Origin of the sequence: Rhizobium sp. TH2 (genome assembly GCF_024707525.1) — a bacterium.
Classification (GTDB): Bacteria; Pseudomonadota; Alphaproteobacteria; order Rhizobiales; family Rhizobiaceae; genus Rhizobium_E.
The window spans coordinates 2,337,999-2,357,030 of the sequence record NZ_CP062231.1; the positions used below are offsets into that span (position 1 = coordinate 2,337,999).

18 protein-coding genes, 1 tRNA gene and 1 pseudogene are annotated in these 19,032 nt (G+C 57.2%); 11 read left to right on the forward strand and 9 right to left on the reverse strand.

What is annotated here, in order from left to right:
- Positions 1-254 precede the first annotated feature (254 nt).
- Complete coding sequence (locus IHQ71_RS11650; protein ID WP_258162818.1) at positions 255-905, reverse strand: protein-L-isoaspartate O-methyltransferase; 651 nt, start codon at positions 903-905, stop codon at positions 255-257.
- Positions 906-1,164: 259 nt separating this feature from the next.
- Between IHQ71_RS11650 and IHQ71_RS11655 the strand changes: the two genes are divergently transcribed.
- Complete coding sequence (locus IHQ71_RS11655) at positions 1,165-1,470, forward strand: hypothetical protein (RefSeq protein WP_258162118.1); 306 nt, start codon at positions 1,165-1,167, stop codon at positions 1,468-1,470.
- A 465-nt stretch (positions 1,471-1,935) separates the two neighbouring features.
- Here the strand turns inward: IHQ71_RS11655 and IHQ71_RS11660 are convergent, their stop codons facing one another.
- Both IHQ71_RS11660 and IHQ71_RS11665 read right to left on the reverse strand, forming a co-directional pair.
- On the reverse strand, positions 1,936-2,808 hold the full coding sequence (locus IHQ71_RS11660; RefSeq protein WP_258162119.1) for a glycoside hydrolase family protein: 873 nt from the start codon (positions 2,806-2,808) through the stop codon (positions 1,936-1,938).
- Between the two features lie 431 nt (positions 2,809-3,239).
- Positions 3,240-3,313: transfer RNA gene (locus IHQ71_RS11665), tRNA-Cys, on the reverse strand.
- 260 nt (positions 3,314-3,573) lie between these two features.
- Here IHQ71_RS11665 and IHQ71_RS11670 point away from each other — a divergent pair.
- On the forward strand, positions 3,574-3,807 hold the full coding sequence (locus IHQ71_RS11670) for a hypothetical protein (RefSeq protein WP_258162120.1): 234 nt from the start codon (positions 3,574-3,576) through the stop codon (positions 3,805-3,807).
- A gap of 438 nt (positions 3,808-4,245) precedes the next feature.
- Entirely contained in the window at positions 4,246-4,491 is a 246-nt protein-coding gene (locus tag IHQ71_RS11675) for a hypothetical protein (RefSeq protein WP_258162121.1), read from the forward strand.
- A 1,100-nt stretch (positions 4,492-5,591) separates the two neighbouring features.
- Here IHQ71_RS11675 and IHQ71_RS11680 read toward each other — a convergent pair.
- Both IHQ71_RS11680 and IHQ71_RS11685 read right to left on the reverse strand, forming a co-directional pair.
- Entirely contained in the window at positions 5,592-5,810 is a 219-nt protein-coding gene (locus IHQ71_RS11680; RefSeq protein WP_258162122.1) for a hypothetical protein, read from the reverse strand.
- Positions 5,811-5,999: 189 nt separating this feature from the next.
- A complete protein-coding gene (locus tag IHQ71_RS11685) occupies positions 6,000-6,155 on the reverse strand; it encodes a hypothetical protein (RefSeq protein WP_258162123.1) in 156 nt (51 codons plus the stop codon).
- 1,639 nt (positions 6,156-7,794) lie between these two features.
- Between IHQ71_RS11685 and IHQ71_RS11690 the strand changes: the two genes are divergently transcribed.
- On the forward strand, positions 7,795-7,956 hold the full coding sequence (locus IHQ71_RS11690; protein ID WP_258162124.1) for a hypothetical protein: 162 nt from the start codon (positions 7,795-7,797) through the stop codon (positions 7,954-7,956).
- A gap of 173 nt (positions 7,957-8,129) precedes the next feature.
- Here IHQ71_RS11690 and IHQ71_RS11695 read toward each other — a convergent pair whose 3' ends face one another.
- On the reverse strand, positions 8,130-8,984 hold the full coding sequence (locus tag IHQ71_RS11695) for a LysR family transcriptional regulator (protein ID WP_258162125.1): 855 nt from the start codon (positions 8,982-8,984) through the stop codon (positions 8,130-8,132).
- Positions 8,985-9,110: 126 nt separating this feature from the next.
- Here IHQ71_RS11695 and IHQ71_RS11700 point away from each other — a divergent pair, with 126 nt between their 5' ends.
- The 4 genes from IHQ71_RS11700 to IHQ71_RS11715 all read left to right on the forward strand — a co-directional run bounded on the left by IHQ71_RS11700 (position 9,111) and on the right by IHQ71_RS11715 (position 11,919).
- Positions 9,111-10,193, forward strand: a complete 1,083-nt coding sequence (locus tag IHQ71_RS11700) for an amidohydrolase family protein (RefSeq protein ID WP_258162126.1) — start codon at positions 9,111-9,113, stop codon at positions 10,191-10,193.
- Between the two features lie 12 nt (positions 10,194-10,205).
- Positions 10,206-10,559: a Rieske (2Fe-2S) protein gene (locus IHQ71_RS11705; protein ID WP_258162127.1), complete on the forward strand. Its 354-nt coding sequence runs from the start codon at positions 10,206-10,208 to the stop codon at positions 10,557-10,559.
- Positions 10,560-10,805: 246 nt separating this feature from the next.
- Positions 10,806-11,399, forward strand: coding sequence for an ankyrin repeat domain-containing protein (locus IHQ71_RS11710; RefSeq protein WP_258162128.1), 594 nt, complete (start codon positions 10,806-10,808; stop codon positions 11,397-11,399).
- Between the two features lie 13 nt (positions 11,400-11,412).
- The gene (locus tag IHQ71_RS11715) at positions 11,413-11,919 is read left to right on the forward strand and encodes a YHS domain-containing (seleno)protein (protein WP_258162129.1); all 507 of its coding nucleotides are present in this window, start codon (positions 11,413-11,415) and stop codon (positions 11,917-11,919) included.
- A gap of 18 nt (positions 11,920-11,937) precedes the next feature.
- On the opposite strand, the gene IHQ71_RS11720 is transcribed toward IHQ71_RS11715, so the two are convergent.
- Positions 11,938-14,103, reverse strand: coding sequence for an adenylate/guanylate cyclase domain-containing protein (locus IHQ71_RS11720; protein ID WP_258162819.1), 2,166 nt, complete (start codon positions 14,101-14,103; stop codon positions 11,938-11,940).
- A 566-nt stretch (positions 14,104-14,669) separates the two neighbouring features.
- Here IHQ71_RS11720 and IHQ71_RS11725 point away from each other — a divergent pair.
- Positions 14,670-15,089 (forward strand): hypothetical protein, encoded by a 420-nt coding sequence (locus tag IHQ71_RS11725; RefSeq protein WP_258162130.1) that lies wholly within the window; start codon positions 14,670-14,672, stop codon positions 15,087-15,089.
- 412 nt (positions 15,090-15,501) lie between these two features.
- Positions 15,502-15,990 (forward strand): annotated as a pseudogene (locus IHQ71_RS11730) (alpha/beta hydrolase); the annotation flags it as partial.
- A 13-nt stretch (positions 15,991-16,003) separates the two neighbouring features.
- Here the strand turns inward: IHQ71_RS11730 and IHQ71_RS11735 are convergent.
- Both IHQ71_RS11735 and IHQ71_RS11740 read right to left on the reverse strand, forming a co-directional pair.
- Entirely contained in the window at positions 16,004-17,047 is a 1,044-nt protein-coding gene (locus tag IHQ71_RS11735) for an adenylate/guanylate cyclase domain-containing protein (RefSeq protein ID WP_258162131.1), read from the reverse strand.
- Between the two features lie 90 nt (positions 17,048-17,137).
- A complete protein-coding gene (locus tag IHQ71_RS11740) occupies positions 17,138-18,106 on the reverse strand; it encodes an enoyl-CoA hydratase/isomerase family protein (RefSeq protein ID WP_258162132.1) in 969 nt (322 codons plus the stop codon).
- 214 nt (positions 18,107-18,320) lie between these two features.
- On the opposite strand from IHQ71_RS11740, the gene IHQ71_RS11745 reads away from it, so the two are divergent.
- Positions 18,321-18,992 (forward strand): type 1 glutamine amidotransferase domain-containing protein, encoded by a 672-nt coding sequence (locus IHQ71_RS11745; RefSeq protein WP_258162133.1) that lies wholly within the window; start codon positions 18,321-18,323, stop codon positions 18,990-18,992.
- The last annotated feature ends 40 nt before the right edge of the window (positions 18,993-19,032 follow it).

Below are 19,032 nucleotides of genomic sequence, written 5' to 3' on the forward strand. Positions count from 1 at the left end.
AACTTCAGCACTGCTTATCACCCTGCCTTCGGCATCATGCCGTCCGTCCGCGGGCTTGGGCCCGTCTTGGTTCTGCTGAATCGATCAGCACCGCGCCCTGGCCCGAAAGCACGGCTAGTCGATCGTCTGTCACGCGGAATATGACTGCCGACAGCGATCCGGGCAATCGCCAATAGCGCCGCGAGGGGCGAATGAAAAGCCTCGTTGCGGATCAGCAACAATTTTAGATAATCAAAATATACGTTTCGGCCAGTTCAGAACAGGAATTCCGCGACCTTCTCGAAGCCCGGCAGCATCCGCACCGAGGCGTTGAAGGCGAAGCGTTCCGAATGGCTGTTGCCCTCGCGCACGAAGATATGCGTGCCCGACGACTGGCCGCGCCCGACGACGGCGACCAGCCTGCCGCCCTGCTTGAGCTGGGAAAACAATGCCTCGGGAATCGTCTCAACCGCGCCGTTGATCAGGATAACGTCATAGGGCGCCTTGGCGGAACAGCCAGCAGCAAGATCGCCCTCCACGATCGTCGCGTTGGAAAGCCCGATCGCGTCAAGATTTGCCTTCGCCTGCGCCGCGAGCGCCGCATCGCTTTCCAGGCCCACGACCGATCCGGCGAAATGTGCCAGAAGCGCCGTCGCATATCCCGCGCCGCAGCCGAGATCGAGCACATGGTCGGTCGGCCGGATTTCGAGGAGTTGCAGCATCTTGGCAAGTGGCGAAGGCGCCATCATGTAGCGGCCCGGTGCGATTTCGATGTCATTGTCGATATAGGCAACGGGCTTCAGCCGCTCGGCCACGAAATCCTCGCGCCTGACGGCGATGAAGGCGTTCAGAATGGGATGGTTGGTGACATCGGTCGTCCGGATCTGGCCATCGACCATCTTCATGCGGAGCGCTGCATAATCCATTGTCGTCGCCATACCGGGGGCCTTCTCGATAGAATTCTGTGATCCGGTCATAATTGGCCGCTGACCGGCTTTCAAGCGGCAAAACGCAGCAGCGGGAAATTAGGGCGAGGATCATGAGATGAATGGAAGAAGCGAGGAGGTGTCGTCCGGAATCGACATCCGCTTGCGATTGGCCAGCCCACAAGCCACTTATTCATATTACATTCACTTCAAAGCATATACGCTTGTCGGGCGTATGCACCAGGAACGGAGAGTTCCAATGAAGAAGTTCTTACTCGTTAGCGTCGCGGCCATATTTGCGGCGACCTCGTTTGCCCCCGCCGTAGCGGAAGCAGGACATCGTGGATGGAAGTGGCGCAATGGTGGCCATCATCATGGCTGGAACCATCGTGGCTGGCGCGGCAATCGTTACGCCTATCGTCATGGCCGCTACTATGGCCGTTATCACGGGCGCCGATACGGTAGATACTGGGGACCAAGAGTCATTGTCGTCGCACCGGGCTATTACGGCGGGTACAACGATGGCTATTACTATGATGACCAACCCCGTGAAAGTGGACGATAGAGAGCGCTAAACTGCGCCCGTTCGCTGACGTCATGCCTGCGATTGCTGGCCCTCTTGCGCGGGTCGATCGTCGATCGGATATGGATATTTGCCTCGCGCGAAGCCTTGATAAACGCTTGGCTGGCGCTGTTTGCCGTCGCGCGCGCCTCCAGAGCATCATGGAGCGCCACCGGGCGCCCCGCCCGCAATACTATCTGTCTGCATCTACCGGCTAGATCGAATGAAGGCCTCGCCCCGAATTGGGCGATCGAAGTTTGCCAATCCGCCGCCGCCACACCCTGCTTTCTGCCGAGATGGAGTAACCTGCAACAAAATACTTTGCGAATGATTCCAGGGGTGCCCGCCTTTATCTCTCGCCTCCGCTCGTAGAATGTCCGTGCTCCGAAGTTACTCAGAATTTCAAAATGATAGCAGCCCGAACGTGCGACATGATGTGAACATGGAGGGACTGTTGATCGGGGCGATTTACATCGTCAGTTCCTGGAACACGTGACCAACGGGTGTCAAGTTGCCAGCGGCATCGATGAGTTCGGTGTTAATGTTGAAGTTCCAGCCGTCGGCGGCCTCATAGGCACCGAACCAGGCATGACGCTTCACGAACTTCAGATCATCCATCATCTGGATCGCTTCGGCAGCGAAATCGGCTGCTTCGTCGGCCGTGAACCGGTCCCGATCCGCCCAATCGACGAGAGCCCATTCAGTCACCCATACAGGCTTGTGATATTCCTGCCTCACGTCCTTCAGAAATGCCTTGAAATCCGCAACGCTGCCGTCGTCGGAATAGTAATGCACAGCGACAAAATCTACCTGATAATCTCTGCGGTCCGCCTTATCCATGAACCTGCCAAGCCATGAATCGTCACCGAGCGTCTCTGTCTGCGTGCAAGCCGGGGAGCCGAGCTCCAGGTTCTTGTCCATCAGCTTTGGCCAAAGCTTAAGCGCCTCTCCGACGCTGAGATTGGACTGACCCGCATTGTCTGGCTCGTTGAATCCAAGCAGATAGCCGGACGGCGCGTTGGCAAGCCGCTCGAAGTTGGCAGTCGCGATTTCATCCCTGCCCCAGATCATCGGTACGAAACGCTCATCATTCCTGCCAGCCCCACCGGCCGACCAGAGACGATGGTGACCCCAGTTTGTGTACCAGCTGAAATCGAACTGCCTGAGATCGGATAACGCTGTGCCTAGCCCGTCGAGGTCCCAGGTGCCGATACCGATCTTCCCCGGGTGTTCCACGAGATCTGGGTTCGGCCTGGCTGCGGATTTGTTCTGCGACGTTGGCATAGCAGCAGAGTTGAAAATGAACTCGTCATCTTCAGTCGTCCCGACCAAGATATCCAAGCCTGTTCCCCGATGTGCATTCCTGTGACGACCGTCGATATTGATTTCAAACATTAGAGCCCCTGAATAAACGGGGCCGCTTTGCCAGTACTGAACCCCCCTGTCAAGGCGACACGTTCACTGTGCCGGTAAGGTCTAAAGAGATGGCTTGGTCTCAAATTGAGAATCAACTTTAACTTGAATATATGACAACATCAACACAGGATAGATTTTCTCGGTTGCGCTGTCATAGTGGCTAGAGGAATATTGGCGTGAGCGTCGGAAATATGAAGCGACAAAGGCGCCGATGTCCACCACCGCGACGATGCCTCTCGCCACCGATCAGGCGCATAACGAGCTGCCACATCTTTGAGACGGGTGGCGTTCCGTTCTGCCACACCTTGCAAATTCTCTAGCGATTCCAAAGGGGAACAAAGCAAGAATAAGGAGAGTGGAGGCCTCGTCCGGAATCGAACCGGAATACAAGGATTTGCAGTCCTCTGCGTAACCACTCCGCCACGAGGCCTCATCTCGAAAACGGATAAGCCAGAATGCTTAATTCTCCGTTCCCTGCCGGGCATTTCAAGCAAATACCCTTGCGGTGTGGCGGGCTTCTAACAGGAAGGTTTGACCTTCGCAAGGCGATTTTGGAATCTTTGTAAAAAGCCCCGTGGGCCCGTTCCTCGCGCGACCGTTTTCGGGTCCATCGGCTGAATCCAAGGGCGGTACCTTCTCCAAAACCACGCGTTTGCCGATCATCGAAGAAAAGGAATGAGGATTTCCACGATGAGAAAGACAGCAATCGTATTTGGCGTTCTCGCCGCATTTTCCGCCGGTTCTTTTGCGGCGGCGGATGATGTCACGATCATCAAGCGCGACCCCGACACGACAGGCGGCATCGTCGACAAGGAGCGCCAGCCAAAGCAGAAGGTCATCGTCCGGGAAAGCAGCCCCGACGTGGTGATCAAGGAAAGGCGCGATCCGAATCTGATCATCAAGGGCAAGGTTTCGATCGACTGATCGACCCCAACCCATACAGGAAAAAATCAGGGGTCGAACCGTTACCGTTTCGACCCCTACAAGTGCCCGGTGAGGAAGGGCAAGAGCCCAGTATCGAGAACCGTTGAATCGCACGCGCGCCGCATGAATAAAGCGTCGACCAAGGCCGTACTGGATTCAATCTCAACACTCGGATTTCGTCATGACCCGCTATATCTTGGCCACGCTGCGTGTACTCGGCATCGTCGGTGCATCGTCATTCATGAATGCCGTTACATCCATGCCCGCCGTCTCCTGATCGTACGGCAATCGATGAATGGGCGTGCTCATCGTGACAGCCGCTCTCGTATCAATAATCGCCCTCCAACTAAACTTTTGGAACCCGATGCTCGTAAGAATCCTGATTCATCGCGGCGTGCTGCGTCGAAGGGCGAGGGATTCCTGCGTGGGAGAATGGCTATGCGTATCCAGATTGAAGTGAATGGTCCCGATTTCAGCCCATCGGATCCCCGTCGAACCACGCAGTGCCAACAGGAAGCCACGGTAGTGGCGCGGCAGGTGATCAGCCAGTTCGTACAAAGCGGCTGGCGAGAATCCGAAGCCGCCCTCGCACTCGCCGACGCGTTCGATGATTATTGCATGTATCTCGCGGAGAAACCAAAGCGCGTCGTGCTGCCGGCAAACTCCAATCGCAGCGCTGCTTGACGACTGAACTTCGCGCAAAATAAAAGGCGCTCCGTGATGAACACTGATGTGTCCGTGCGAAGCGCCTCAAAATAACCAGGCAAAAATGCGTGGCGGAAATTTGGCTCCCCGGGCCGGAGCCAATCTAATTCTTTTTATCAATTGATTCAATGCATTATAAAGAGATGAAGAGTGTAATGTATAGCATAATGTTTAGCGAATTCGAGGCCTTTTCGCGTCAGCGGAGTTGTGGGCGGCCGCGTTCGGACGTCAGCAGCCTTCTCACATCGGCGCGCGCGTCGAAAATCTTTGACAAACTTAGGCCGATACGCGGAGAAACAGCGAGAAATAACCCAACAATTTCAAAAGATGGACTTTCCAGTCAAGAACTCATTCTTGAAACTAGCGCCCTGCCCGTGCCTATGAGCACAGACTCTTCAAAGCGGTGGACACTTCTTGAAAATAAACGCGCCTTCACCCGTTCAATTGGAAAACAGGCAGCCATTTCGACTACTAACGCCGCGTTGGCCATTCATTTTCCATGAAATCGATCGCCTCGTCGACTGAATGAAAAGTGCGCGCAAAGCCGGTTTGAAGGCGCATTGTCAGAGGCTTTGTCCAGAACGTGTCATCCCTATCCATTTCCTCCTCCCTTGGTCTGTTTGACGAAAAGGGAAACATCCTAGTTTACTCCAATTGCGGCGAGAAAAACGGCTTTGTACGAAAATGACAATTGGGGAACCAGCCGCCGGGCAGCACGTTCACGCGGCCTCGTCCTCCCGAGCGACCGAGGCCGCCCGGCTGATGTGGGTGTAGTCGGGCCGTTCGTGTCGGCACGCCTGATATGGTTGGCTTGATCACATGCAAAACCCGACCGGCGCCTCCCAACGCCGATCGGGATTTTAGCGGAGCGGCATGGGTGCGCTCACGAGGGACTGCAGGTGGCGTGGCGCACCTACTGCAGTCCAACAGGAATAATGCACACTGCGGTCGGCCTTAGAATGCTCGGTACGTTTCCGCACCGGGAACCCATCGCGGACATTATAGTTTGCTGCGGGTCATGTCTCCTGTTGAGGCGGCCGTCTGGCGATCCTCTTTCAGAAATTGTCGCCAGGCGGCCGTTAGGTAGGCCACGCATATCGCGCACGCGCCACCCTTTCACATTCTTCAAAGAGCCGGTCGGGATCGGTCACGCCCGACTGATACGCGCGCAGACAGAATGCAGCGAAATCACGCTGACGGGCAATGGTCCGGTCGAACCACGTCTCCCGCGCGATGCGCTTGAAGACATCGTGCACCACCTCAAACTCACTTGGTTGATATACGCCAGAAACACTCACCGCAAACCCCCGTATTGGACCAGTTCCGACGCAAAATATATTTCAAATGTGAGCACCTACAAGGAGCTCTTTAGTCTGTTTCGTACAGAGTAGAGGGATATTTGGTAGACGGGAACCAGACAACTGAACAGGCGTTCATACGCCGTCGTATCTCCTGATCGACAGGGCCGTCTGGCTTCCCTCAAACCATCAGGCCAGGCGGCCCCCTCCTACGTCGGCACGCACCTTTGCTTGGGCTGATTTCCAAACGCCGTCCTGGCAGGGCACGTCGGCGAAATCGCTGAAGACCAGCAAGGCGGCCAGCATCAGGAACAATGCCAGGCCAGCTGCGAAAACCCAGTTCATTTGCGATCTCCAAGGCGCACGCCAGGACCGTTCCCATTGGCGCGGTGAAGATGATGTCGGCGGATTCTAGGGCGGCGCGGATGGCGGCGATAGCGTCATCTGAAACAACGCGCCTATTCTTTCCACGGTAGACAGGCCAAGTCCGGCAGCGCTCGCCACTGGCTGGGTGAGATCAAGGAGCGCTCTGAGAAGACCCGCGCTGGGCGTCTGGAATGGCTCGCCTTTGCGGCCAGGCTTCTCCGCATCGAACTCGAGCCGAGCACAAATCCCGACCACGAATACTCTCCTGCGGCACGTTTGCGAAGCGATTCCACTTCCCTCGCGACGGTCAGTGGACCGACTTCGCGAAGCCCTCCATCAGGGCTAAAGGTCATGACGGCCGCAGACGTACCGATACCCGAAGGCCTAACGACTTAGTGTCAAGGCGCGAGTCCGCCTGCCCGCCGTAGAGCTTGTCATCGGCGGGCTTTTTCATGCGCCCTCTGTATCTGCATTACTGCGTGTTGGCCGCGGGCTGCATGGCATCGGCGATCGTAGTTGCGGGTCCCGGTACTGACGTGAGGCGGCCCGCCATTGAAAAAGCGATCAATGCCAGCATGGCGACGTCCAAGAAAATTATGATGATAGTGTTCGTGGTCAGGGCTCGCTCCGAGTTTGGTCTTCCGGGATCACTAACCACGCTATGGTCCCGCTGGTTCCCAAGCGCGCCATTCGCCCTCAGTCGGCCGGCTCTTTTTTATCCGGAACTTTCCCGCGCGTCGCGCCTTAGTGGCACAAGTCCATTATCAAAACGACACCACGACAACTGACCGGCCCTCGCGGCCGGTTCTTCATATAGAAAAAGCCTCGTCATTAGGACGGGGCAGTTACAACTTCAGGGAATCACGCGCCGAGTAGGGAGCATTGGACGGGTGTCGTGTCGCCATGGGAGGACGACGGGGATGAACCGGCGAACAGCGGTCCGACTGAAACGTACAATCCCGCGCCAAATATAGAAAATGAACCGCGTTTAAGCTCCTACTAAGATTGCAATCCACCATAGATTGCGCCCCCCGGCGGTCGCCGCCTCCCCCAAAAGGCGTCGGCCGCCACTTAGAACGACTACTCAATCGGCTGATCGATTCGTCTCACCTTTGAGCAGGTCTTTCATGGCCGTGAACGCCTGGACTGGAGATGACGGCGCCGGATACCCGGACCGACCGGGCAAATCAAAGTTGTCGGGCGATCTGTACCACGGCTCGCCGGTTCGACCACCTCTGTCCGTTTTCGTACCAATTTAAAATATTGTGGATCCCCCTCGAATTTCAGGGGTTAATAGTCGGCTGAGTGGCGCGCAACTGGAGGAGTACTGTTGTGCTGGAGAGGATTGAATTCCGAGAGCCTAAAGCTGCGCCGTCATCGGTCGTGAGGCCCATCACTTGTCAAAAAGAGGCTCAATCGATTGTCAGGCAAGTGGTCGTCCAAATGGTGATCGCCGGTTGGCGGGAGAGCGAGGCGGCGCTGGCTCTTGCGGATGCTTGTGACGATTACTGCGTGTACCTCTCCAAGGAACCTCCGGCCGAAATGACCGCGGCAAATTCCAATGCTCGCGCGTAGCCAAGGCGGCGGTTCCCGCAGCCAGGAGGCTTTGGAGTCTCGGGTGACTGCCATCGTCAACGAGGGCCGCACAGCCGGCTGGTCGAACGCTTACATCACCGCGACGCTCATAGTGCTGTTTTACGATTTCACGCGGGCCAATGCCGCTGTTGGCGAAACAGAGCGACAGATCGCGGAGGCGATTGAAAGGCTTCGCGATGGCTGAGGACTTGCTCAGAAATAGGAGTGGAAGCGCGTTCAAAGGCTAGGCGGCCCCGAGTGGGAACTGAGGGCCGCCCGCCGTGGCTACGCTCCCCTATTAGGCAAGCCAGCCGCTGCTCGATGCAAGCGCGTAGAAGTCGTCATCAACCGAGCCGTCGATACCAGCATCCAGGACGCTCATGGCGTAACCATAGCCTCGCGCAGCTGCTTCAAAGCCCAGACGACCAGAGGATCGGATCGCCGTCGAACGTGAACCGCGGAGAAAACGGGCTGGGGAATGACCGGTGCGCCCTCTACAATGCGCAGGTGCGGCACCTTAGCGAGTGCGCTCGGTATGGCGAACCGGGGGAGATACAGCGCCCCGCCGTGCCGCGCCAGCAGCTCCATGGCAAGATCGTCGCTGCCGATGACCAGTTTCGGAAACGCGAACTTGGGAATGGAGTCGTCGAGCGCGCGCTCAAAGGCCGTGGTGTAAGCGACCTTGATGTAACGGCCGAATTCGATAGCCTCAAACGAGTCATGATCGGTCGACACCATGACGAACTCCGCCGTGCCTAGGTCACCGATGCGAACGTCGGGAGTTAACTGCGGCGCAAACATGATGCCGATATCGGTCTCGCCGGAAACGACGTCGCGCTGAATCTGGGAGGAGAAGTTGATCTCCACATGCAGGCTGAGATCGTCCCTGCTGTGCAGCCTATCGACCCAGTCTAGGAGATACGCCCTGACGAGGCTGTACTGACACGATACGTGAAGCCTATGGCTGCTGGCCGACGCTCCGCTAAGGACATCCCGCCTGGCATGCCCCCACAGCGTGAGGAATGCGCGGCAATGCCCCTCGAATCGTCGACCCGCCGGAGTGGCCTCAGCTCCTCCCCGCCCGCGTTCGAATAAGCGAATGCCTACCATCTCTTCAAGCTGTCTGATGCGAGCGCTGACTGTCGATTGCATGATGTTCATGCGTTCAGCAGTTCTCTTGAAATTTCCCGTCTCGAGCACGTCGAGAAAAGTCATCACCAGCGTTTCGTTCATTGTGGCTCGTTCGAAAATATCGATCAATAATCTTGGTCAAGTGATATTTTCCGATTGAATGGCTGTCAATATGGTTATGGCAGTTGCGGCTGGCCCGACGGTCCCGCGTTAAGCAGGAGCCAAACAATGTTCATTCTCGACACCGATTGTCATAACTACTGGTGCAGCGCCACCGTCCTGGAACCGTATATGGAGGGTGTGTTCAAGGATATGTTCGTCCGCGGCGAAAAGACCGGGCCGCGCGGCGCTTTCCCCCACGGCCACCGCCCGTGGTTTCATCCAGAAGGTTTTTCCCGCCATGACATCAATCCGGTCGTGGAGGATGACAACTATCTGATCATGAAGGAGAAGCACCTCGACAAGTACAATATCGACGTCGCGATCCTGACGGGCGACGAGCCTATCGAGGCTTCCACGCTTGCCAATCCCTACTACGCCAATGCGCTCTGCAAGGCGTACAACGATTACATGATTGATTACTGGCTTCCGAAGGACGACCGCTTCTGGGGATCGATCGTCGTGGCTCCGCAGGACCCTAGGCTTGCCGCTGAGGAAATCCGCCGCGTGGGTTCCCATCCGCGCGTCGTACAGGTCCTGGTCAGCCACGGGGCTCATAGGCCATATGGGGACCCCTTCTACCATCCGATCTTTGAAGCCTGCGCGGAAATGGGCCTTCCCTTCGCTATGCATCTCGGTGGCCAAGGCGGCCTCAATTCGACGGCAATTGCTGCTGGTCCTTCGACCTTCTTCTGGGAAACGCACGCCATCCTGCCGCAGTCGGCGATGACGCACATGGCGTCGCTGATCGCCCAGGGCGTTTTCGAGAAATGGCCTGACCTCAAGGTGGTTATCATCGAGTGCGGCGTCGCCTGGGTGCCGTCTGTGCTTTGGCGGCTGGATTCAAACTATCGCGCATTGCGCAAGGAAACACCTTGGCTGAAACGGCTTCCATCAGAATACTTCAAGAGCAACATCCGCATGTCGACCCAGCCTTTGGAGCAGCCCGCCAATATTCAGCATCTTTGGGCGACGCTTGAGGCCATGGACGGCGAGAACACACTCCTCTTCGCCTCCGACTATCCTCATTGGGATTATGATGATGTGACCAAGCTCCACATTCCCCCAGCGTGGCGCGAGAAGATTCTCGGCCTTAATGCACTTGATGTTTATAAACGCATTCCGCGCCCCATGGCCGCAGCGGCCGAGTGAGGGAGACACGACATGGCATCGAAGCATTTCGCATGTAAGACCTCGGAGGTTGGTTCCGACGCAGCAAAAATCGTCCCCTTCGGCCGGCTATCAGTCGGCGTGTTCAAGCTCGATGACGGTTTTTACGCCCTTCTCAATGTTTGCCCGCACAAGGGCGCGGCCCTCTGCGAGGGCCCGATCTGCGGCACCGTGCGCGAAACCGACGCCCGCGACTTCGTGTATGAGCGTGCGGGCGAGTTGGTGCGTTGCGCTTGGCATGGCTGGGAATTCGACATCAGAACAGGACGCTTTCTGGTCGATAGCAACGTGAGGGCGAGGACCATTCCGGTCACCCTCGAAGGCGACGACATATATCTGACGATCTGACGTCCCGCGGCCGCCATCCCAAACATCATCCAACGAGATTCGTAACGGGCGATCTAAAGATTGCCCATCGGCAAAACCGATGAATCAGCGCCAAAATCTCGATGGCGCTTATAGTCTGTTCAAATCCTCACGCTGGCAACGTCAGCGGTCCGAGTAGTCCTCCTGCACGAGCGCCGCCTCCTCAGCGTGCTGGCTATCCAAAGTCTGGTTCCCATGCTATTTTATTAGAAACGTCGAAGGTGAAACATGCGTGGGCTACTTACATCGGTAGCGTGGATTTTCATGGCGACGGTGGCAGCCGCTGGAAGCTCTTTGTTCGAAGCCGTTGCAGACGGAAATACCGCCGCGATCGAGCAGCTGCTGGCGGCCGGTGCCGATGTCAACAGCCGTGAACGCGATCAGGCAACGCCCCTTATCAAAGCCGCGCTCCAAGCTAAATTCGATGTTGCCGAGTTGCTGATAAGCAAAGGCGCAGATATTATGGCTCGGAATTCGGGCGGCTTTACACCACTTCATGCCGCTGCCTTTTCCGGCAGCCTGCCGATAAGCAAGCTGCTTCTCCACCGTGGCGCGTCACTCGACGACGCGACCAATAAGGCTGGTGTGACACCGCTGATGGTGGCGGGTGAGGAAAATCACGTAGCTCTCGCCGCCTTTCTTCTGTCTGAGGGGGCTGACGTCGAGCACCCTGAGGTTCACGGCTACACGCCAATCACGCGGGCGATCTGGAAAGGCAACACAGACGTTGTGCGGCTATTCAAGCTGCATGGCGCAAGCTGCCCTCCCGTCAGCAGAATTGGCGAGAAAGAATACACAAAGTGCACGAAAATTCGCGATTGAACGGGAGGCTCAGATGACAGGGAGCAGAAGCGGAGAAAGACGCATTGATTGGCCTACGACGGGCTTTGTACTGGCTGTGGCAGGAGCTTTAATTGGGTCACCTGCCGTCGCCGACGATTCGGTAAACACGGGATACTTCGGCGGCGTGGCCATCATGGGATACGACACAGTCGCCTACTTCACTGAAGGAAAAGCGACGAAGGGGTCAGAGAAATTTTCATATGAGTGGCTGGGGACACCGTGGCACTTTGCCAATGCCAAACACCGCGAAATGTTTATTAGCGACCCTATCAGATATGCGCCACAATACGGCGGTTACTGTGCCGGCGAGGTGACTCACGGTTCGGTCACGATCAACAATGATCCCGAAGCGTTCAAGATTATCGACGGAAAGCTGTACCTGATCTACGACAAGGGATCGGCAGAGTGGTTCGCCGCAAATGCGGCAGAAACCGTGACGATGGCGGATGAGAATTGGCCGAAAGTCGCGGCGGATCTCGAGCTGGATCAATATCACTAATCGCAGGCTGGGCGCGGTCTATTTGACAGGAGAGAAATAGAAGAGCCTGGTTGAGTTTACATAGGCGTAGCTAGTTCCGTCATGCGAGTTTCGAAGCCTGTAGACTGGGCCGCAATCGGCTCGACCAAACGCGTTTTCACTCTGTTCGCAGAGCATGTCGTCCTTGACGAAAACCGATTCAGTGGTCAATTGCGTCGCTGATCGGAATGCCGCCTTGCCATCAAGGCCAATTTGCATCAGTGCCGGTTTTCCCATAGGCCCGGTCTTGCCTCGCAGGAGCTTGCCCATGACAGTGCTTGCGATCTCGTCACCCTTCAATCTATCACGCTCGTCTCCGCTGAAACCGAACGGCCATTCCGGCAGGCCGGCCTCGCGCAGTGCATCGAGAATAGAGGCCAAGTCCTGCGGGCGTAGGTGGGCAAGGTTAAGGCGCCAAGTCGCGAGGGGCGAAGCGTGAAGGCGGACTCCCTCTGCAACAGTTGCTCTAGCGTCACCGAGGCGTCCGGCACGCACATACGCCATGGCGAGTGCGGTGACAAATTCGCCGTTCCCCGGTGAATCGATGCGCGCGCGTTCGAAATTTTCGATGGCCTTCGCGTAGTCGCGATGCAGATAGAAAACCAGGCCAGCAGTGTACCGGTCGATGGCGGCGAGGGTTGGATCGTGCTTGAGTAAGGCCTCCACCGTAGCTGCGGCTTCGGCATGATGACCGGAGACCAATTGCACATACGCTGACGCCATATGAGCTTCGGCATCGGCGGGACCGAGCGACACTGCCTTCTGTGCCGAAATAGTCGCTTGCTCGTAACGGCGATCAACGACCTGCATGACGGCAAGAACGGCGTACGGTGATGAAAGGGCAGGGTCGAGGGCCAGTGCGCGACTTGCCTTGTCGTAAGCCCTTCTTCGCGCAAGCGCGCTCTGCAGAACATCGTCATAGGCGCTTCGCCACACATAGGCGGTGGCGCGCGCGTCAGCGGCGAAAGCCACGGCAAACCCGGGGTCAAGCGTCTCCGCCTTGTCATACAGGGCCAGTGCCTCAAGCATCTGCGAACGGCGGCCGGTTCGTGTCGCCTGCTCGGCACGCAGGTAGTAATCGTATGCTTCAAGGTTGGCGGTCGGTGGCCGGGCGATCCGCTCGGTCTCGGATGGAGTAAGCTCTAGACCGAGCGCTTCGGCTATCTGTTGGCTCAGCTCGTCCTGAACAGCGAACACGTCCGCCCCGCTGCGGGCAAACCGGTTGGCCCACAGATGGTCGCCATTTGCGACATCGATCAGTTGAGCATTGACGCGGATTTGCTCGCCGATCCGTTGTACGCTGCCCTCAACGACGAAGCGCACGCCGAGTTCGCGTCCGATGTCGGCCAAAACGCGGTGTTTGCCTTTGTAGGCAAACACCGCATTTTGGGCGATAACTTCAACGCCGGAAAGTCGGGCGAGATCGGTAATCAGATTGTTGGTAATGCCATCGGCGAAATAGTCTTGGCCCGGATCGCCACTCAAATTGGCAAAAGGAAGCACCGCGACAGATGGAAGTCGCGGCGCAGACGGCGAATACCAGGCGAACATCACTGCGGTGCTTGTAATTAGAAGGGCGGCGAGCGTACCCATTAGCATTACCCGACCACGGGGCTGCCTATGGGCGGCGACGACCTTGCCTGCCTCAGAGGGGGTCAGCAGAACTTGATACACGCGAACTGGATCGGCAATGTTTTTTAGTCGCTTCTCACCTAGCGCTAAGAAGCCGACATCGGCTTTGTGTACCGCGTGGTCGAAAGCTGTGCCCGATATACAGATTTCACCAGGCTGGGCGATACCCTCCAGGCGGGCGGCTATGTTGACGCCGTCGCCGTAGATATCATCGCCTTCGACAATTATGTCCCCGAGATTGACGCCTATACGAAACTGAATTCGCTGTGGCTCGGAGACGCCCTGCTCGCGAATGGCCATCTTCCGCTGGATCACAGCGGCGCACTGAACGGCGTCAACAACGCTAGCAAATTCAACCAGCGCACCATCACCCATGAGCTTGACGATCCGGCCGTGGAACTCTTCTATCGCTGGATCGATCAAGTCCCTTCGGCAGGCCTTCAATCGCTCCAGCGTCCCGCCTTCATCCTCTCCCATCAGGCGGCTATAGCCGACCACGTCGGCAGACAGTATCGCTGTTAGCCGCCTCTCCATATTCTGAACACCTCCCAATCTCGCAAGCGAGCGCGTTTTTCTTACCATGTCGAGGGCCGGCCGGCACCCCACGCTCAGTTTTAGTGCTCAACCACCTTGAACAATGATGAGCAAACCAGCCGCACGCAAGAACTGATCACCTTGACAGAGATGGGTGCGAAGCTATTAGGCCACAATTCTGACCGGCTGTTGGGGCGATGGCGTTGTGGGGCAATCTCACCCTTGGCGCCCTCTACCCACTCGTCCGCCTTCTCGTTTGGTATCCTAGCAGTGGACGGTCTGCTCCCGGCCCCAAGTCTGTCATCCGTCGCAGCGCCCCACGACGGCTTCTGACCTACGCTTCCGGTAGTGACCGACGCCTCGAGCTCCAGTGTCCCCTGCCCGCTGAATCCTCACCCATCGGAAATTTTGAACCCGGGTTCAAATTCACAACGCATCAAATATTATAAATTGTCCATGGCGTTAGACCGCCCTCGACAACGGTTTAAACCTGTTGAAAGTAAGCGGAGATCTTCACTACGCCTGACGTGTGGATTATAATCAAAGCAAAGAGAGGATTTAGGGTAATGGTAAAGGTTTTCAATGTTGATTTCGAAGGTGAAGAGCGAAAAGAGTATGAGCGCCTCGTACTTGCAGCGCGAAAAATACAACGTGGGCGAAACGTCGTTTTTCACGGCACGCGATTTCCGGCCGAAATTATTGCTACGAATGTTTTGAAGGCGGGCAGGACAGGTGATCGAGCAATTTGTTTCTCGAGATCCCCGGAAGTTGCTGCCTACTGGGCGCTCATGCCCCGTGACGTTTCAGGCGAGATGGCGGGGATACTAGTGGTGGATAAGAATGCCCTAAAAGCGCGGTACAAGCTTGAACCATTCCATGACGAATGTTGGGATGATTGCACCTCGTTCCGAGATGAGGGGGAGGAACGGATATGGGATCGGGATGTAACCGATATTGCTCGCTTGACGATGGCTCTGGTGCGTTGACCGATATCGCAGATCATCGGACTTACTCCGTCGCGTGGGCCTGGAGGGAGGGCAACCTCATATAAATTATATAATAAAATCAATGAGAAAATTCATAATGTTGGAACCGATGTTGGAACTGAAGACAGTTACTGCTCGAATTTTGAAACCGGGTGCAAAAAATCTGCGTCCCCTTCTAACCCTAGGCCACCTCAAGATCTGCCGGTTACTGAACGGCCAAAGTTCGCGTATAGCCGACAATCCCGGTTCCCAGGATGTCCGACGACGTCTAGGACAGCTTGGTAAGTTGAGTTCAAAAGCAGCCCCGAGTGTGTGGGACACTCGACCTCAGTTATCGGCTCTCGATGGGTTCTCTCACTCCCCGAGCCGGATCCCAATCTTTCGAACCAATCCCATAGTATCGGGGACACGAGCCAATGCGATGCCGCTACCGCCCAAGGCCGAGCTCGCCTGGTGGTATCAGTTCTATTTTGCCACGGAGCGCGGACGGAAGGGCTACGAAGACAACCGGCGCGACTTTACCCGGCTGATCTGGCAGACAGGCTCCCCGAAATGGACGTTCGACGTCGCGACCTTCGAACGAACAGCGGGCTGCCTTCGACAATCCTGATCATGTCGACATCGTGATCCATCATTATCGCTGGCGGCTGGGGATAGCGGAAGGCGAACAACGCTATGAGGCGTTTGACAGAAACTGGCGCTCGGCCCGATGATTAAGGTTCCGACGATCACGCTGGAGGGCGATGCGAATGGCGCGCCTCATCCAGAGCCGTCAGCCTATGCTGGCAAGTTCTCCGGCCCCTACGAGCACCGGCTTCTGACCGGCGGTATCGGCCACAACCTGCCGCAGGAAGCACCTGTGGAATTTGCTGAAGCGATCGTCACGGTCACATCGCGCTAAGCGAGCGAGGCCCTCACGTCAACTGGTCGGATCGCAGCCGGATTGCGGACACTTCAAGCGGTTCGGCCCGTCCTCTCATCGCGTGAAACCCTAGATTCGCCGCTTCGAGATGTCCTGGCAGCGCTCGAACGGCGCTGAGGAGGTCAGCCGAGACCAACACGCGTTCATTGAGGCTCTTGGAGAGACACTCAAGCCGCCCGGTGGTGTTCACGACGTCCCCGAAGTAGGCGATTTTGTGCCGCTCAAGGCCGATTTCCGCAGTGACGACCGATCCGCAATGCAACACGGCCCGGAACTCGGGCACCTGCCCGAAACGAGCCTGCCAGGTTGGCGCCTGCTGCTGTAGCAGAGCTGCGAAGTCGAAGACGCAACGAAGGCAAGCTGCCTCCCGTACCCCACGATGCAGCGGCCATGTAACAAGCGCCATATCGCCGATATAGTCGTCGATCGAACCTCTGGAGCGCCGGACAGGCAGCGAAAGTGCGCTGAATATCTGTCCCAGGTAAGCTTGCGTCTCCAAGTCGCCGTACCGGTCTGCAAAATGCGTAGAGCCGGCGACATCCAGAAACAGGAATATGCGCTCTTCCTCGGTGGGGCGGTGATAGCGACCGAGGAGCAAGCTGGTGAAAAGACTGGGACCAATTAGATCGCGCACACGGAATATGAATGTGATCAAAGCGGATGCGCTTAGCGCATAGGCGAGACCGGATTCTGACAAAGCCATCGCCTCGCGCGCCGTCCGCATATGTCCGAAGAGGTGGTGAAGCACGGTCCCGGCCGCCGCGTTGCCGATCAGGATCATAAGAATGTAGGTTGCGATCGTGGCCAGAACGAAGACCGGCGTCGCAGCTTTTCGGACAATGTCGCGCCACCGGATGAGCATGTTCCCGCGCTCGTAGAGTAGTATCGGCGCCGCAATGAACGCTCCTCTCATCGCCGCAGATAAAGCCTCGACGTTGAAAATCTGCGAATAGACGAGGCCCGCCATCGCACCCACAGCAGGTGCGAAGAGCCAGAACCATGCTCGGGAATTGAGAAGCTTGCGCCAATGATCCATCGTGTTTCCTGACGGTGTACTATTACGATCGAGCGAAGGGCCGGGAACCCTCCGTCGCCTCATTCGATCCAGGGCGAAGCGTTAGACCAGTCAAGGTGCCCGGAGAGTCTCGGTATACCAATTAAGCCTGCGCTCGACGTCGTCCTTGGTCTGAAGTCCAAGCGTCATGAGCTGCTGAATTCTGGACTGCGCCTCGGGACGCTGAACCGACGCTATGAACGCGTCCCACCCTGCGGCAATCTCCGCATCGTGAGGCAGGCTTGCTTGGTCGACGAGCCGTTTCGTTTCCGCTATGGCCTTTCCGTCGAATTTCGTGATGCGCATAGCGAGTGCTTGGACGAAACTGTCGAGCTGGTCATCGGGAAGCGCGCGATTGACATAGCCGTACCGTTCCGCAAGCTCGCCATCGATACCATCTGCACCCAGCAGGATTTCGAGCGCGCGGCCCCGGCCCATAAGCCTGGGGAGCCTTGCCATCGGCCCTCCGCCCGGCACGAGCGCAGCGCCGACCTCCCACTGCGACAGGACCGCCTTTTCACGACTTGCAAACCGCATGTCGCTGGCCAGTGCAAGTTCGCTACCGACACCCGTTGCACGGCCTCGGATCAGGCAAATCGACACGACGTGAGAGCGGCTCAACCGAACCAGCATGTCGGGAAGCGGATGAAGCCCTGTCGGGCCGGCCCGCAGACCCGTGGAATCTGAGAGGGGAGGAATGAAATTGTAGTGCGTGAGAAAGAAATCAGGCACGGCACTGTCGAAGACAACCACCTTGAGAAGCGGGTCGTTTTCGATTGCCGTGATAACTGCCTCGAGCTGCGGTATGGTTTCGGGTCCGAAGATGTTGAAGGGCGGGTTGTCGAAGGTGACCCGCCAGTAAGCGGGTGTGCGGCGCTCGACGCGAATTTGCCGCTCCGACGACTTTGCGTCATCCGCGCCGGAATCCTTGTTGACAGCGACAGTATTCGGCTGCGCAGATTCTGATGATGCCGGCATGGCGCTTGCCAATGCGACGATGATCGCTGCAGCGTATGTAAGCTTCGACGGGAATGGGGGCATGACTTCCTCCTGTGGGATTGCCGCTGTTCAGATGCGTAGTGGCTAGGCCCGGAGCAGAGCCAAAGCTATTGCACGATGGTATCGGCAGTACTTTCGGATTGCCTGTTTCGACTATGCAGCGCGACCGACACCAAGGCACAATAGACCTGTGTGGCCTATAGGCTCATCTTCGACACCCTTGCGGAACAGAACCCTAAACATGCGGAGAAAGACGATGAAAATCCTGATGGTTTTGACTTCACACGACAAGCTCGGCAACACAGGCGAGCCGACCGGCTTCTGGCTCGAGGAGTTCGCCGCACCCTATTACGTCTTCACGGAGGCCGGCGCTGAAGTGACTCTGGCGTCGCCGAAAGGCGGCCAACCGCCGATCGATCCCAAGAGCGATGATCCTGCTGGCCAGACCGAGGCGATGATCCGGTTCAAGAACGATCCTGTGGCGAAAAAGGCGCTGGCCAACACCATCAGGCTCAGCGACATCAAGGCCGATGGTTTCGATACGGTGTTTTATCCCGGCGGACACGGCCCGATGTGGGATCTCGTCGATGACAGACACTCGATTTCCCTGATCGAGCGTTTTTACAACGCAGGCAAGCCCGTCGCGGCCGTCTGTCACGCGCCGGCGGTGCTGAAAAACGTGACGTACCAAGGTCAGCCGATCGTCAAGGGCAAGCGCGTCACCGGCTTCACCAACAGTGAGGAGGAAGCCGTTCAGCTGACGAAGGTTGTGCCGTTTCTGGTCGAGGATGAATTGAAGCGCCTGGGCGGCCTCTATGAGAAGGCTGCCGATTGGGCGGATTTTACCATCGTCGATGGACGCCTGATAACCGGCCAGAACCCGTCGTCGTCGGGCTCGGCAGCCCGGGAGCTTCTGAAGCTCCTGTAGGTATAGATGCCGATGCGAAGGTCCGCCGCCTTGCGACATG

Excerpts from the sequence above, each read along its gene's own strand:
- IHQ71_RS11700 (WP_258162126.1), top strand. The coding sequence starts at position 9,111 with ATGTTCATTCTCGACACCGATTGTCATAACTACTGGTGCAGCGCCACC.
- IHQ71_RS11685 (WP_258162123.1), bottom strand. The coding sequence starts at position 6,155 with ATGAACTGGGTTTTCGCAGCTGGCCTGGCATTGTTCCTGATGCTGGCC.
- IHQ71_RS11705 (WP_258162127.1), top strand. The coding sequence starts at position 10,206 with ATGGCATCGAAGCATTTCGCATGTAAGACCTCGGAGGTTGGTTCCGAC.
- IHQ71_RS11735 (WP_258162131.1), bottom strand. The coding sequence starts at position 17,047 with ATGGATCATTGGCGCAAGCTTCTCAATTCCCGAGCATGGTTCTGGCTC.
- IHQ71_RS11740 (WP_258162132.1), bottom strand. The coding sequence starts at position 18,106 with ATGCCCCCATTCCCGTCGAAGCTTACATACGCTGCAGCGATCATCGTC.
- IHQ71_RS11655 (WP_258162118.1), top strand. The coding sequence starts at position 1,165 with ATGAAGAAGTTCTTACTCGTTAGCGTCGCGGCCATATTTGCGGCGACC.
- IHQ71_RS11745 (WP_258162133.1), top strand. The coding sequence starts at position 18,321 with ATGAAAATCCTGATGGTTTTGACTTCACACGACAAGCTCGGCAACACA.
- IHQ71_RS11695 (WP_258162125.1), bottom strand. The coding sequence starts at position 8,984 with ATGAACGAAACGCTGGTGATGACTTTTCTCGACGTGCTCGAGACGGGA.
- IHQ71_RS11670 (WP_258162120.1), top strand. The coding sequence starts at position 3,574 with ATGAGAAAGACAGCAATCGTATTTGGCGTTCTCGCCGCATTTTCCGCC.
- IHQ71_RS11715 (WP_258162129.1), top strand. The coding sequence starts at position 11,413 with ATGACAGGGAGCAGAAGCGGAGAAAGACGCATTGATTGGCCTACGACG.
- IHQ71_RS11675 (WP_258162121.1), top strand. The coding sequence starts at position 4,246 with ATGCGTATCCAGATTGAAGTGAATGGTCCCGATTTCAGCCCATCGGAT.
- IHQ71_RS11650 (WP_258162818.1), bottom strand. The coding sequence starts at position 905 with ATGGATTATGCAGCGCTCCGCATGAAGATGGTCGATGGCCAGATCCGG.
- IHQ71_RS11720 (WP_258162819.1), bottom strand. The coding sequence starts at position 14,103 with ATGGAGAGGCGGCTAACAGCGATACTGTCTGCCGACGTGGTCGGCTAT.
- IHQ71_RS11710 (WP_258162128.1), top strand. The coding sequence starts at position 10,806 with ATGCGTGGGCTACTTACATCGGTAGCGTGGATTTTCATGGCGACGGTG.
- IHQ71_RS11725 (WP_258162130.1), top strand. The coding sequence starts at position 14,670 with ATGGTAAAGGTTTTCAATGTTGATTTCGAAGGTGAAGAGCGAAAAGAG.